The following is a 15959-nucleotide window of genomic DNA, read 5'->3' on the forward strand; positions in this document are numbered from 1 at the left end:
TAATATTCTCCCCTATGCTACAAATTGCTATATTAGTGACTCTTTTCTAAAAAATGCTGCCTAAATAAATTATAATGGAATATACCCATCAAAACGCGTGGTTTTGCCTAAATACTGAAAAGCTGGCTGTTTTTCTGCCAAAAATCTACCATTAGCTGGCCGTTTCACAATCACTCGTTTACAAGCAAGTTGTTGTGCTGCCAGTAATAAATCCATGTCGTTATTCTCATCAGCGGTTCCCAGCAGCTCATGGAAATAAGCCATTTCCTTTTTTACCGCCGCTGATTTCTGCTTCTGGGGATACATTGGATCCAGATATATCACATCTGGCAAGGAATCCGTTTTTTGCATTGCCGCTTTACAAGTAATACTGCCATATTTCAAATCAATCCGCTGTGCTATCTGAGCTGTATGATGATCTGCTAGTGCTCTTTGCAAACCGTCTGCCAACAAAGCATAGACATAAGGATTGCGTTCAAATACCACCACCTTTAATCCCATAGAAGCTATTACAAACGCATCCCGACCCAGCCCACCAGTAGCATCCCAGACCAGCGGCTGAGTTTTAGCCTGTACGGCACGAGCCAGCAGCTCACCACCACCAAACAGGCGCCGGTGCCTAGCTGTTCCCTGCACGAAATCCACACGTACAACACCCTTATTTCCGGCTTTAGCCAGAGCAAGGCCGTAATCATCATAATATAAGTACAAACCATGCTCAGGTGGCTGCGGCTGATAGTGCAGTTTTTCTGTCTCTAATAGATTTTGCAGAGGCATGCACAACTTACTCAGGTTTACAATCTGCCCAGTTAAAACCATTGCTTGTATCATTAGGCAATACCCAATCGTTCCATCCGATAACGCATTGATCTAAAGCTGATTCCCAATAGTTTTGCCGCTTGTGTACGGTTATAACGGGTTTGTGCCAGCGCCTGCTGCAGAATATGACGTTCTACATCGTCGAGATAGTCCTGAATCTGGGTGTGACCAAACTGAAAATCTGTCCTTGCGGGATTTTCCCCGGCAGAATTACGGACACTATCTACTGATAAATTACGCTGATTATCAAATGAGAGACTTTGAATCTGTAAATCATCAACTTCGATAATATGATTTTTTGATAAAGCAATTGCTCGTTCTAATATATTTTCCAGCTCGCGGAAATTGCCGGGATAGCTATATTGCAATAAAGCTTGCTCAGCTGCCGGGCTCAGGGTCATGGTTTCATCACGTAGAATACGTTGCAACAAAACCTGAATCAGTTCTGGTAAATCATCACGTAATTCACGTAAGGGGGGCATGGTTATAGAAACCACATTTAGACGGTAAAACAAATCCTGCCGAAATTGTCCCGATTCTACCAAAGCATTCAGGTCTTTATGAGTAGCACAGATAAGACGGACATCAACCTGCTTTTCTTCCATTTCACCAATCCGGCGAACAGCTCGTTCCTGAATGGCACGCAAAAGCTTTACCTGCATGGATAATGGCAAATCAGCCACTTCATCCAAAAATAATGTTCCACCGTCTGCATGCTGAAAAAATCCTGCTCTGTCACTGTCTGCGCCGGTAAAACTCCCTTTTTTATAACCAAAAAACTCACTTTCCATCAATGCTTCAGGAATCGCCCCGCAATTGACTGCAACAAATGCTTTATCTTTACGAGCTGATTGTTCATGAATACTGCGTGCTGCTTGCTCTTTTCCACTACCGGATTCCCCAGCAATATAGACGGGTACATTGGATTTAGCCAGTTTGCTTATTAATTGTCGCACTTCAGCAATTAAAGGGGAGTGACCAAGCAGTCGCTCTTGAGCAGCACTTTGGTTCCCTCTACCGGGCTCAGAAACATTCTGGGATTTCACTTCAGTTTGTTTAGTGGTTGTAGCTGCTTTAGTGATGGTGTCGGTATCAGAGCTATGGTTGATTGTCAGCACAGATTTAACTAATGTGCGTAGTTGTGCCAGAGTAATGGGTTTTTGCAGATAATCAAAAGCACCATTTTTTAGTGCCTGCACTGCTTGCACTGCATTACCGTAAGCAGTAATCACAGCAATCGGAATATCCAGATTGTGTTCGGTTATATAATCTACAATTTCCAGACCAGATCCGTCTGGCATGCGCATATCAGTAAGTACCAAAGAGAAAGCATGATTACGTAATGCTTTTTTGGCTTCAGCCACTCCGGCAGCGGTCTGGACAGATAAACCCATTTTTATCAGGGTTAATTCCATTAAATCACGAATATCAGCTTCATCATCTATTACCAGCACTGGCTTTTTTAATTCTACCTGACTATTCATCAACCATCCTTGGCAAAGTCAATTCAAATCCATTTAATTGCGGACTGTAATTTAACTGTCCGTGATTGGCTAAAGCCAGTTCACGCGCCACATACAGCCCCAGCCCCGTACCACTGGGCTCAGTAGTAAAAAATGGCTCAAATAGATGTAACTGATTCTCTGCACTCACACCCGCACCATTATCTATCACTATAATTGAAATTTTCTGCTGCAATTCTTTGCGCATGACAACCCGAATAGCCTCTTTATTCTGCCGGCTGTGTCGCCAAGCATTATTCATTAGATTCCACATTATCTGTTGCAAATGTATTGAGTCACAACTGACTACCAAAGGTTCACTGTCGGCTTCAAGCTGAATACAATGCAAAGCCTGAGGTTTAATCAGTATGAATTCCTGTACAAACGCAGACCAGAAAACGCGCAAATCAATAACCTGCCTGTTTTTTTTATCACGTTTATTTAAGACGCCGATGTCTTCAAGCATTTTATCAATTCGACTGATATTATTGTCCACAATATGAAACAGTTTCAGCCGTGCCGGATCGTTTTCTTCCTCCTGCAATAGTTCATTGGCCTGACGTACAGCGGACATCGGATTGCGTATTTCATGCGCCAGATTAGCGGTTAATTGCCCTAGAGATGCCAGTTTAAGAGCCATAGCCTCCTGATCTATTTCAGTACGGGCACGCATAGACAACATCAATAAAGGCGTATTGGCCTCCTGTAGCAGTCGCGCATGTACCCGCATCGGCAAACCATTGAGAGTACAGTTGATTTCAAATATATTTTTCTGCTCTGTGTGCCAGTAATGCATAATCTGACGAAAAATAACTGTGCGAGTATCCACTACCAGCGTAGGAAAATATTTCTGTGCTTTACGGTTAATTAACCATATCATGCCACTTTCATCTAATACCACTACCCCTTCCTGCACATAATTAAAAGCACGATCCAGCAGGTGGCGATAACTGTCGAGCATCTTTGATTGCTGATATTGTAGATTTTGCGAGCGGGCTAGTGAAGTGGCCACATAAGCGGTCAGCCCAGCCACAAGGTAAACAGCTGCAATCAGCATGAACGCGATGGTACAAATCCGCATACTGATATTTTCAAAACCATTACGGCTAATTTGCAACCAAGTAATGATCACAATCAGTAAGGTGACATATCCTGCATATATTAGCGGATAACGACCACGGCTAAACAAGCAAGCGGCAGCCACAAATGGCAACAACAAAATACCAAAGCCGCTGTCCACACCACCAGCCATACTCATCAGCCATGCAATCATGGTGATGTCTACAGCCGCATTAACATTGGGTAGAGCGTCCGGCTGATTTTGCCAACGCGGTACCAGCATCGAAAACAAAATCAGAAAACCGTAAAGTGCCGCCCAGCTGTAGAGCTCAGGTTTATTGAATATTGGTACGCTTAGTCCCGGTTCATCCATGTTTCGGGTCAGAACGTAAAAAGTCATGATGGAAAACAACAGGCTCATGCGGGCAATATTAAGTAAGGCAGAAAGCCTGTCCAGATATTGCGGCCAGCCATGAATACGGGTTTTCATACCGGCTTAATTTCCATTATTCAAAGTACCGTATATAGCCAGAATTGTGCCCGAAACGTTTAATTCTTTACCTTTGTGTCCTCTCCTGTTACTTATATCCTGTACACGCAGTGTTTCCTGATGACGGCCACCTCGTTTACCTTGAGTTTCCAACGTAAATTCTGGTGAGTCTGACAGCACAATGAAATTTAATGTCTCATCAGACGGCAAACTCATGATTTGCAGACCGCGCCCTTTAGCCATCACCTTAAGTTCAAGTAAAGGAAAAGCAAGCAGACGGTTAGCACTGGAAACAGCAATCAGCTCGGTTTGGCTACCGGCAGACAAGGATTTGGCCGGCACTGGCAGAGGTGGCAATAATGTTTCATTATCATTAACCGTCATCACCACTTTGCCGTTTTTAGTACGGCTAACCAAATCTTTGAAGGCAATCACAAAACCATAGCCACCACTGTTGGCCAAAAGGTAATGCTGCTGAGGTAAGGCAGTGAGCATTGCGACGATTGTGGCTCCTTGATCAAGCTCAACTAGCGAACCGGCCGGCACGCCATCACCGCGACCACCAGGAATGCTGGCTGCATCAACGCTGTAGGCACGTCCGTGCGAGTCCAGCAGGATAACCGGCCATACCGTACGACCTTCCACGGCCTGCATTAGTCCATCGCCCTCTTTAAAGGTGGTCTGGCTCAAATCCAAATTATGCCCAACCCGCGTTTTCAGCCAGCCTTTCTTCGATAATACCAGCGTAACCGGCTCATCAGCTGTCATCTGAGTAAGTGTAGCGCGCTCTGCCGGCTGAATCAGAGTGCGGCGGTTATCGCCATAAAGTTTGGTATCTTCCTCAATTTCCTTAATTACCAAATTTTTCTTGGCAATTTCATTTTCCAGTAACGAAACTAATTGCTCACGCTCCTGCTGCAGTTTATTCAACTCTGTTTCTAGTTTAATCCATTCCAATCTGGCCAACTGACGCAAACGAATTTCCAGAATATCATCCGCCTGTATCTCACTTAAGCCGAATGCCGATATCAATTCTTGTTTAGGTTCATCTGATTCACGGATAACGCGAATAACTTCATCTATATGCAGGAATACAGTCTGCCTGCCTTGCAAAATATGAATACGTTTCTCTACCTGCTCTAACCGATACTGTAAACGTCGTGTAACAGTCAGAATACGAAAATCAAGCCACTCACGCAGAATCTGAACAAGGTTCTTTTGCGCAGGTTTATTATCCTGCCCCATCATTACCAGATTAATCGCTACATTTCCCTCAAGACTGGTTTGAGCCAGTAATGTATTCATGAATTCATCCGGCTGAATGCGACTGGATTTCGGTTCGAATACCAGCCGCACCGGAGCCTGTCCATCTGATTCATCTCGCACCCTTTCCAGCAGCGAAAGCATCAGTGTACGCGTATTCATTTGCTCCTGAGTCAGATTTTTTTTACCGGTTTTAGGTTTAGGATTAGTCTGTTCTTCTATCTCTGCCAAAATTTTTTGCGCAGACGTACCCGGAGGTAGCTCGGTTACTATTGCCCGCCAGTGTCCACGCGCCAGCTTTTCTATTTCGTACCGTGCCCGTACTCGAATACTGCCTTTACCCTGAGCATAAATAACCTGAATATCCTCCGGTGAAGTAATAATCTGCCCGCCGCCAGCGAAATCAGGGCCAGGTAGATGCTGCATTAAAGCTGCAGTATCTAAAGTAGGTTGTTTTAATAATGCTATAGCTGCCGCGCTAACTTCACGTAGATTATGTGAAGGAATTTCTGTGGCCAGACCAACTGCAATACCAGAAGCGCCATTCAACAAAATCATCGGCAATCGAGCTGGCAAAACTGTAGGTTCAACAAAGGCACCATCATAATTGGGAATGAAATCCACCGTACCCATGTCGATTTCGGACAGCAGCAATTCAGCAATCGGAGTTAAACGTGCTTCTGTATAACGCATGGCTGCAGCACTATCGCCATCGCGTGATCCGAAATTACCGATACCGTCAATCAATGGATAGCGTAAAGTAAAATCCTGAGCCATGCGTACCATCGCATCATAGGCAGATGCATCACCATGCGGATGATATTTACCCAGAATTTCACCCACCACGCGCGCCGATTTCACTGGCTTGGAGCCATGTACCAAGCCCATATCTTTCATGGCATACAGAATGCGCCGCTGTACCGGTTTTTGACCGTCTGCCACATCCGGCAATGCCCGACCTTTCACCACACTCATAGCATAGGCTAGATAAGCACGTTCAGCATACTGCCCTAAAAGGAGATAATCTTCACCGTGGTCTGATTGTTGGATTACGTCACTCATATTATTCTGACTCTACTAATTTTTATCTGAAACAGATTAATTTAGCTATCTATTGTAAGGGATTTCAGGTTTCCAGCCCAACCTACATATTTCTGACTATATAATTTGAAACTCTTGAATTTCCTTACAAATAAATTATTGCTTTGTTTCGTAGTTTTAGATCACACCCTACAAATTATGTCTGCGATCAAAAACATTTTTGCAATAAATTTTTTCGGTTTATTTAGCTAGAATCAAAAATAGCGTTTCTTTGAATTCAAGAAAACAAAAAGCCGTCCAGAATTTCATTCTGGACAGCTTTAATATTTTTATAAATATTAATCTGCCTGTCGACGAATCACAGCCGGAATTTCAAAATCATCCAGAACGGACTGATTAGAAAAATCAGCAGCAGCCAGATTCATACTACGTGCACTGCGGCCAGAGCGTACAACGCTACCAATATCCGGATAGGCATCTTCGGTACCAGTAGCCTGTACCGTTTGCAAAACACGCAGATTGCTTTGCTGCTGATGATGCAAAACTTTCTGTTCTTGCAATCCAGTAGCAATAATGGTAACGCGTATTTCGCCTTCTTCCATGCTGGCATCTTCAGAAGTGCCATATTTCAACGCAGCTTCGTCATGAGCATATTCATCAATCATGCTCATGATTTCTTTGTATTCTGACATTTTCAGACAACCTGGAGCAGTAGTAATGTTTACCAGCACACCCTGCGCACCATCCAGTGTCACGTCATCAAGCAGCGGGCTGGCAATAGCCTGCTCAGTAGCAATACGGGCACGATCAACGCCATGAGCACTGCCTGAACCCATCATTGCCATACCCATGATGCTCATCACATTTTTCACATCAGCAAAGTCAAGATTGATGATACCCGGATTGGTAATAACCTCAGCAATACCAGCAACCGCATTGCGTAATACATTATCTGCGGCACGGAACGCTTCACGCATGCTGACATCTTCGCCCAATGCTGACATCAGTTTGTCATTCGGAATCACAATCAGAGAATCAACAGTATTTTTCAGAATTTCTATGCCGTTGTTCGCCACCTGAATACGCTTACCTTCATATTCAAACGGGCGGGTCACCACTGCAACGGTCAGAATACCCATTTCCTTGGCCAGCTCAGCCACAACAGGTGCTGCGCCTGTACCAGTACCGCCACCCATACCAGTAGTGATAAACAACATGTTGGCACCGCGGATAGCATCTGACAATGCTTCACGGTCTTCCATGGCTGCATTACGACCAATTTCTGGATCAGCGCCAGCTCCGAGACCCCGGGTTAGATTGTTACCCAGTTGAATGCGTTTTGAGGCTTTACTGTTTTGTAAAGACTGTGCGTCAGTATTAGCACTGATAAACTCAATACCGGCAACCGCATTTTCAACCATATTGTTAATAGCATTACAGCCACCACCGCCAATACCAATAACTTTGATAACGGCAGCACCGACTACTGTCTCCACAACATCATATACCAATTGCATTTATGTCTCCTGACAAAACATGCGCATAATCATTTTAAACCCTTGTATAACTATCATTATATCGACAGTTATACACAATGCGCAAAAGTTCTGTCATTTATTGTGTTAGATAAGTTAAAAATTGTTTTTAAACCAAGCTTGTAATTTGGAAAGCCATGACTCTTTCGGTTCGGCAGCAGTGGCAACAGGCAGGTCATTTTTACTGTCATCTTCACATGCTGCCTGCAATAGGCCAATTGCGGTGGCATAACGCGGGTTGCGAATCCGCTCGGATACACCGCCCATTTCCTGTGGAACGCCAATACGCGCCGGCAGATTGAATACATCTTCAGCCAGCTCTACCATGCCGGGTAATAATGACGCACCACCAGTTAAAACCACACCGGACGTGAGCACATCTTCCGGAAAGCCAGAACGACGTAATTCATTTAATGTCAGCTCCAGAATTTCTTCCACACGCGGACCAATAACACTGGCCAATGTCCGGCGTGAAATCTGACGTGGATTGCGATCTCCAACGCTGGGCACTTCAATCATGTCATCCAGTCCATCCATTGTAGCCAGCGCTACGCCATGGTTGATTTTGATGTATTCAGCAGCACTGTGCGGTGTGCGTAATGCCTGAGCCAAATCCTTGGTAATCAAGTCTCCCGCAACAGGAATGACAGCTGTATGCCGGATAGCTCCGTTGGTGTAAACAGCAATATCAGTGGTACCTCCACCGATATCAATTACACAGACGCCAAGATCCTTTTCATCTTCAGTCAACACCGCTTGTCCGCTCGCCAACGGCTGAAGAATCATTTTGCTGATTTGCAAACCGCAACGATTGACGCATTTCTGAATATTCTGCATGGCAGTGACTGCACCGGTGATAATGTGAATGCGTGTATCCAGACGCACGCCACTCATACCGATCGGTTCGCGTACACCGGGCTGATTATCAATAATAAATTCCTGTACCACTGTATGCAGAATATCGTGGTCAGGCGGAATATTCACTGCTTTAGCGGTTTCAATCGCACGGTCGATATCGGCCTGACTAACTTCACCATCCTTGATTTTTACCACACCCTGCGAATTGAAACTACGGATATGATTGCCCGCAATGCCGGTGGTAACGCTTTCTACCGGTACATCAGCCATCATCTGTGCTTCTTCCATGGCCTGCTTGATAGCCTGTGCTGTGGTTTCGATATTGGTCACCATCCCTGCCTTCAAACCGCGAGATGGCGCTTGTCCCAGACCAACAATGTGGATTTCGTTGTCTTCCTGTACTTCACCAATCAGGGCGATTACTTTTGACGTGCCGATATCCAACGCACTGATGTATTTTTTACCTTTAACCATGGTCATCACTTTAAATTCAAATTATCAATCGGTCTGTCCGGATCAATCCAACTGTGCATCCTGCTGATCCATTGTTGCAGCATCTTCTGAGAAATTATCGTCAGCAGAAGCTGATACAGCTTTGTTTTTATAACGTATTGCAAAACCATCTGGATAGCGCAAATCCACATAGTCAATAGCAGCGGCCTGATTGTGCAATACCTGAGGCCATGCCCAGACAAAATGCGACAGACGCTGCTCTACTTTTTCCCGACCCAGTCGCAGTGTCATACCATTAGTCAGTTTCAACTGCCAGGCAGAACGGTCACTCAGCTGTAATTGCTGAATATGCAAGCCGGTTGGTTGTAACAAACTTTCGAATGTTAGCAAATGTACAGTCATGTAGCGAGCGGAACTGTTGGTTCCAGTAAATAATGGCAACTGTTGCTGACTGGTTGCAGTAAATATTTGTCCATCGTTGTCCACCAGTTGCTGAGCATTCCAACGTGCCACAGGTACCCGCTCTTTAATCTCCAGCTGTACAGTATCAGGCCATATTCGCTTTACCTGAACTTTGGCGACCCATGGCAGTTTAGCTAAAGCCGCCTGTGCAGCACTAACATTCACGGTAAAAATATTACCACGCAAATACTGCTTACTGATTTCTTCAATTTCGGAAGACTGCAAATTTTTCAACGGCTGTAACACTTTTATTTGCCGTACAGGAAAGTAAGGTGAGTGAACCAGCCACGTTCCGCCTGCACCCAGCAGACAGAACAATACACAAACATATAACCAGCGATAAAGCCGTTTTAAGGCCTGCGCATTATCCCAAAGTCGCATGACTTAAAATTTCAACACACAAATCTTCAAAACTCAAGCCAATTTCACGTGCCGCTTTAGGCACCAGACTGTGACCTGTCATGCCTGGCACAGTATTGACTTCCAGAATATAAATCGTTCCGTCTGCATCACGGAGAAAATCTACTCTTCCCCAGCCGCGCCCCCCCAGAGCTTTAAATGCCCGGGCTGTCAGATCCCGCATGTGCTGCTCATCTGGGGGTGTCAGATCTGCGGGACATAAATAAACGGTATCATCACGGTGGTATTTGGCCTCATAATCATAAAAGTCAGTTGCCGGAAGAATACGTATACTGGGCAACACCTCCTCACCCAAAATAGCACAGGTATATTCTCCACCCTCAATAGCACGTTCTGCCAGAATTTCACCGTGATATTGTTTCAGCTCCTGATAAGCCTTAGCCAGTTCACCCGTCTGTCTGATTTTCATCACACCTACACTACTGCCTTCTGCTGCCGGTTTAACAAACAGAGGCAAACCCAGTTTTGCTTCTACATCAGCAAAATCACTATCGTCATGTAATACAATAAAGGGTACACAGGGTAAACCAACACCCTGCCAGATAAGACGGCTGCGAAATTTGTCCATACCTATAGCACTAGCAGCTACGCCGCAACCCGTATACGGTATACCCAAGGCTTCTAGTGCGCCTTGCACCACACCGTCTTCCCCAAAGGAACCATGCAAAATATTGAAAGCATGTTTAAATTTTTCACTGACCAAGTCAGACAAGGGTCGCTCAGCTGGGTCAAAAGCATGTGCATCCATACCTCGGCTTTTGAGCGCTGTTAAAATTGCCGCGCCACTGGCCAGTGACACCTCACGTTCACTGGAGAAGCCACCCATCAGTACGGCGACTTTGCCAAAATTATTCATTACTTTATTTTTTCCTGTATTTCTTTCAATTACTACTATTCTTGCACACGATATAGATTGCCATACCTAAATAGCTGCGGCCATTTCTGTAATCATGGCTGGTACTTTATTGATACTACCAGCACCCATATTGAGCAAAACATCACCATCTTGCAACACATTTAATAAAGTGGGTGCCATTTCATCCACGTTTGCTACATAAATCGGTTCAACTTTGCCTAAAACCCGAATAGCTCGCATTAAAGCTTTACTGTCTGCGGCCACAATTGGATCCTCACCTGCTGCGTATACTTCCGTTAACACTACGCCATCAGCTTTAGTCAATACCTGTACAAAATCTTCAAAAAGGTCACGGGTTCGGGTATAGCGATGCGGCTGAAAAGCCACTACCAGCCGGCGGTCTGGATAGGCACCACGCGCCGCAGCAATAGTAGCAGACATTTCCACCGGATGATGTCCATAATCATCAATAAGTAATGCTTTACCGCCATCCGGCAAAGAAATATCACCGTATTGCTGAAAACGGCGACCAACACCGGCAAAGCTTTCTAGCCCAATCTGTATTGCGGAAACAGAAACACCGATTTCCAGTGCTACACCGATTACAGCAAGTGCATTTAAAACATTATGCTGTCCCGGCATATTGACCGTTACACTAAATGGATTAATACCTTTTTTGCGCGTATGAACATCAAAACGCATCTGCGCACCGCAGGCTTCTATATTGCTAGCATATAAATCGGCACTGTCATCCAGTCCGTAAGTAACAAAGGGTTTCTGAATCAGCGGCAATATCTGACGCACATGTTCACTGTCAATACATAAGAAGGCTTTGCCGTAAAATGGCATTCGATGCACAAAGTCAACAAAGGCCTGATGCAGTTTTTCAACATCATGGTCATAAGTATCCATGTGATCAGTATCAATATTGGTCACAACTGTGAATAGAGGAGTCAGATATAGAAAAGATGCGTCGGATTCATCAGCTTCAGCAACAATATATTCCCCTTTACCCAGCTTGGCATTGCTGCCGGCAGCAGTTAAGCGTCCGCCGATAACGAAAGTCGGATCCAGTCCGGCAGCGGCGAGCACAGAAGCAGTTAGGCTGGTAGTTGTCGTTTTTCCATGTGTACCGGCAATCGCAATACCCCGTCCAAAACGCATGATTTCAGCCAACATCATGGCACGAGGGATAACCGGAATTTTTTGTTCCAGTGCAGCCACCACTTCCGGATTGTCTTTCTTTACCGCGGTTGAGGTCACAACCACATCAGCACCACAAATATTATCTGCACTGTGACCACAGCTAATCTGCACGCCGATAGCACGCAAATGTTGAGTAGCGGCATTATCAGCTAAATCAGAACCACTAATCTGATAGCCTTCATTATGTAAAACTTCAGCAATACCGCACATACCCGTACCACCGATACCCACAAAATGTATGTGACGGATCCGGTCTTTCATATTTTCTTTCATACTATATTTACTTTTCCGGCCGGCTCAGGCTATACAACATCTTCCGGCCATTCTTTAATCATTGTTCAAAGCACACTAGCCACTGCCGCCGCTGCGACCTTAGCCGCACTATCCGGCTGAGTCAATGCCCGAGCTTTCTCTGCCATCTGCAAACATTGTTCGCGTGATAAATCAGCCAGTACTGTTTGCAGGGACTGAGCATTTAGGCTAGTTTGAGGCATTAGCACGGCCGCGCCATCCTTAACCATATACTGTGCATTAGCAGTCTGATGGTCGTCAACGGCATGCGGATAAGGCACCAAAATCGCGCCTAAGCCAGCAGCGGTTAGTTCAGCTATAGTCAGTGCACCAGCACGGCATATCACTAGATCAGCTTCACGGTATGCAGAAACCATATCGGTGATAAATTCCACACATTCTGCTTTAACACCATATTCATCATATTGATGCTGTAACTGTGTTAATTTATTGCGTCCAGACTGATGCAGCAGATTCGGACGTTGCGATTCCGGCAATAAAGCCATAGCCTGTGGCACAACTTTATTTAATATATCGGCTCCCAGACTACCGCCCACCACCAAAATATTCAGCACGCCCTGCCTACCAGCAAAGCGTTGAGCTGGAGGGGTTAATGCTGCAATATCTGCTCGAACAGGATTACCCACCAGCCCGTTTTGGTTGGTAAAAACCTGCGGGAATGCATACATCACCTGACTGGCAAAATGAGACAGTACTTTATTAGATAAACCGGCAATAGCATTTTGCTCATGTACAATCAACGGCAAGCCGCATAATCTGGCCGCGATGCCGCCGGGAAAAGTGACAAATCCCCCAAAACCGATAACCGCATCAACATTGTACCGACGGATAATTCTCCGTGCGGCATCAATGGTTTTTACTAAAGTAAACGGCAACAGTAATTTTCGTTTTATTCCGTTACCGCGAATGCCTTTTATAGAGAGAGTTTCCAACGGAATGTTGTATTGTGGTACCAGACGCGTTTCCATTGCACCTTCACTACCTAGCCAGACGATACGGTGTCCCTGCGCCTGCAACTCCTGAGCAACAGCAAGTGCAGGAAATATATGCCCGCCTGTACCGCCTGCCATAACCATAAAGGTTTTTACATTCATTGAATATCCGCTTTACTCATTATGTTTGAGGATAAATTAAACTTTAAAACCACGCATGACCCGTCGGTTTTCATAATCAACTCGTAATAGCAAGCCCACGCAAATAAGAATAATCATCACCGCAGAACCACCATAGGAAAGCAAAGGCAAAGTTAAGCCTTTAGTTGGTAGAAGTCCAATATTGACACCAATATTAAAAAAGCTCTGGATACCCAACCAAATACCAATACCTTTGGCAACAAATGAACCATAAAACAGCTCTAGATCACGTGCCTGCTTGCCAATTGAAAAAGCTCTGATCACTAACCAAATATAACAAAACATTAGTACCAGAATACCAGCAAAACCGAATTCTTCTCCAATTACCGCGAGAATAAAGTCGGTATGAGCTTCAGGTAAATAAAAACGTTTTTCCAAACTGGCGCCAAGCCCGACGCCAAACCAGCCACCACGACCGATGGCCATTAATGAATGGGTCAACTGATAGCCTTTACCAAGCGGATCAGCCCACGGGTCAAGAAAACCGGCCACGCGCGCCATACGGTAAGGTTCAAACAGTACCAGCAAAATCATGGCCAGCAAACCGAAACCAACAACCGCCATAAACCAACGAAAAGGTAAACCAGCCAGAAACAGCAGGCCGACAGCAATAACGGATACCACAACAAATGATCCAAAATCGGGCTCCAGCATAATCAGCCCAAGACCAAGACCGACCGGAATACCAGCAAACCAAACCTTTTTAAATTCTTTTAATATTTCTGCTCGGCGGGTAAAGAAACTAGACAGATACAGAATAATAGCCAGCTTGAACACTTCTGTAGGCTGAATATTGACCATACCTACATTAATCCAGCGGCGGGCACCGTTAATTTCACGCCCCATCACTAGTACCAATATCAACAACAGAATACTGAGCAGTAATACTAGTGGTGTAAGTTTTTTCCATGTACGTAGTGGAATACGCGCGGCAATACAACCAAGCAGCCCGCCGCACAGCAGAAAAACTGCCTGACGTACTAGATAAAAATAAGTACTGCCGCCATCATGTCTTGCATAAGCAATAGAAGCCGAATAGACCATAATCAGGCTAAAACTGGCCATCAGCACCACCATCCACAGCAGTGACTGGTCGAATGTATCGCCGCGGCGTAATAATTTACGGTCGAGCAAACGTGATTCGGTAATCATGCTTGGCTACCCTGCAACTGTCGCACACTGGCAATAAATACTTCACTACGGTGCGCATATCCTTTAAACATATCATAACTGGCACATGCCGGACTCAGTAGCACGATATCACCCGCTTTAGCCAGTGCAAAGGCACGCTGAGTAGCCTGAGGTAAATCATCACAATATTCTACCGGATAATTTTCTCCATCCAGAACAGATCCTAGCTGCTGTGCATCTACGCCAATCAGCAGAACTGCCCGAGCCTTATCACGTAAAGCTGTTTGCAACGGCGAAAAATCCTGTCCCTTCCCTTGTCCGCCCGCTATCAACACGATTGGTTTATCCAGCCCAAACAGTGCTGCACAAGTTGCACCGACATTGGTTCCTTTTGAATCATCAATAAATGTGACACCATTGACTTCAGCCACCTTTTCAACCCGATGCGGCAACCCCTTGAAATCACCAACATGGCCCAGCAGTTGCGCTCGCGATAAACCTATGGCTTCACATAAAGCAAACGCAGCCAGCACATTGGCAGCGTTATGTTTGCCTTGCAGAGGTAGTGCATCAAAGGATAGTAAAGCTTCATTACCAGCAGAGAGAACACCTTGATTCAGCCAGTAGTCGGTATTTTTTTGTAAAGAAAACCATTTCATATTATGTTCGTGGCGCAGCATGGCACAACAGAATGTGTCATCAGCATTCAATACCTGAATGGCATGACCACGAAAAATCCGGTCTTTACTGTGTGCATAATCAAGTAAATCATCATAGCGATTCAAATGATCTTCAGACACATTCAGCACTGTAGCCACAGTGGCATTGAGACACGGAGTGGTTTCCAGCTGAAAACTGGAAAGTTCCAGCACCCACACATCGGCGGTTTTACCGTCGCGTGCTAGATAAGCTTCAAGAACCGGTGTGCCTATATTGCCTGCAACAACGGTATCCAGACCACACTTTTCACATAAAAATCCTACCAGACTGGTGGTAGTGGTTTTGCCATTTGATCCGGTAATTGCAATTACTTTGCTACCGCTACCAGCCAGTAGTTCAGCTAAAATAGCTACATCACCAACTACTTGTCCACCAGCACGTTTAAAAGCAACAATTGCTGCATCACGTTGACTTATACCTGGGCTTAACGCCAGCACATCAAAATGATGCTGATTCAACACTGCCGCCAATTCACCCGTATGAATGTCAACCTGATAATGATTGAGAACTGACTGACGCGTTGCTTCATCCAACTGCATATCATATGCGGCCACTTTAGCGCCAGCTTGAGTCAAAAATGCCAGCATTGAAACACCGGTACGTCCCAACCCTGCAACCAAAACTTTTTTATCACGCCAGTCAGTCATGGCTTAGTCCTACATTTATTTTTCAGTTACACATTCAAGGCCTGAAACTAAT

12 protein-coding genes are annotated in these 15959 nt (G+C 45.1%); all 12 read right to left on the reverse strand.

The features are described from left to right. Window positions 1–69: 69 nt before the first annotated feature. Window positions 70–831 carry a class I SAM-dependent methyltransferase gene (locus ABU615_RS04290; protein ID WP_267390616.1) on the reverse strand — a complete coding sequence of 254 codons (762 nt, stop codon included), beginning with the start codon at window positions 829–831 and terminating at the stop codon, window positions 70–72. Further along, on the reverse strand, window positions 831–2303 hold the full coding sequence (locus ABU615_RS04295) for a sigma-54 dependent transcriptional regulator (RefSeq protein ID WP_267390617.1): 1473 nt from the start codon (window positions 2301–2303) through the stop codon (window positions 831–833). The genes ABU615_RS04290 and ABU615_RS04295 overlap by 1 nt, the downstream gene beginning before the upstream one ends. Beyond that, window positions 2296–3870, reverse strand: a complete 1575-nt coding sequence (locus ABU615_RS04300; protein ID WP_267390618.1) for an ATP-binding protein — start codon at window positions 3868–3870, stop codon at window positions 2296–2298. The genes ABU615_RS04295 and ABU615_RS04300 overlap by 8 nt, the downstream gene beginning before the upstream one ends. Window positions 3871–3876: 6 nt before the next feature. Next, the gene (gene parC, locus ABU615_RS04305; RefSeq protein WP_370389270.1) at window positions 3877–6195 is read right to left on the reverse strand and encodes a DNA topoisomerase IV subunit A; all 2319 of its coding nucleotides are present in this window, start codon (window positions 6193–6195) and stop codon (window positions 3877–3879) included. Between the two features lie 317 nt (window positions 6196–6512). Continuing rightward, complete coding sequence (gene ftsZ, locus ABU615_RS04310) at window positions 6513–7691, reverse strand: cell division protein FtsZ (RefSeq protein WP_267390621.1); 1179 nt, start codon at window positions 7689–7691, stop codon at window positions 6513–6515. A gap of 114 nt (window positions 7692–7805) precedes the next feature. Continuing rightward, window positions 7806–9041, reverse strand: a complete 1236-nt coding sequence (gene ftsA / locus ABU615_RS04315) for a cell division protein FtsA (protein WP_100140535.1) — start codon at window positions 9039–9041, stop codon at window positions 7806–7808. A gap of 42 nt (window positions 9042–9083) precedes the next feature. Next, on the reverse strand, window positions 9084–9863 hold the full coding sequence (locus ABU615_RS04320; protein ID WP_100140384.1) for a cell division protein FtsQ/DivIB: 780 nt from the start codon (window positions 9861–9863) through the stop codon (window positions 9084–9086). After that, window positions 9847–10758 carry a D-alanine--D-alanine ligase gene (locus ABU615_RS04325; RefSeq protein ID WP_370389271.1) on the reverse strand — a complete coding sequence of 304 codons (912 nt, stop codon included), beginning with the start codon at window positions 10756–10758 and terminating at the stop codon, window positions 9847–9849. Before ABU615_RS04325 ends, ABU615_RS04320 begins: the two co-directional genes overlap by 17 nt. 66 nt (window positions 10759–10824) lie before the next feature. Then, window positions 10825–12225, reverse strand: a complete 1401-nt coding sequence (gene murC, locus ABU615_RS04330) for a UDP-N-acetylmuramate--L-alanine ligase (RefSeq protein ID WP_267390625.1) — start codon at window positions 12223–12225, stop codon at window positions 10825–10827. Window positions 12226–12302: 77 nt separating this feature from the next. Continuing rightward, complete coding sequence (gene murG / locus ABU615_RS04335; RefSeq protein ID WP_370389272.1) at window positions 12303–13370, reverse strand: undecaprenyldiphospho-muramoylpentapeptide beta-N-acetylglucosaminyltransferase; 1068 nt, start codon at window positions 13368–13370, stop codon at window positions 12303–12305. 36 nt (window positions 13371–13406) lie between these two features. Beyond that, window positions 13407–14561 carry a putative lipid II flippase FtsW gene (ftsW, locus tag ABU615_RS04340; protein WP_267390627.1) on the reverse strand — a complete coding sequence of 385 codons (1155 nt, stop codon included), beginning with the start codon at window positions 14559–14561 and terminating at the stop codon, window positions 13407–13409. Then, on the reverse strand, window positions 14558–15907 hold the full coding sequence (murD, locus tag ABU615_RS04345) for a UDP-N-acetylmuramoyl-L-alanine--D-glutamate ligase (protein WP_267390628.1): 1350 nt from the start codon (window positions 15905–15907) through the stop codon (window positions 14558–14560). Before murD ends, ftsW begins: the two co-directional genes overlap by 4 nt. Window positions 15908–15959 lie beyond the last annotated feature (52 nt).

This window comes from Snodgrassella alvi, assembly GCF_040741455.2.
GTDB lineage: Bacteria > Pseudomonadota > Gammaproteobacteria > Burkholderiales > Neisseriaceae > Snodgrassella > Snodgrassella alvi_E.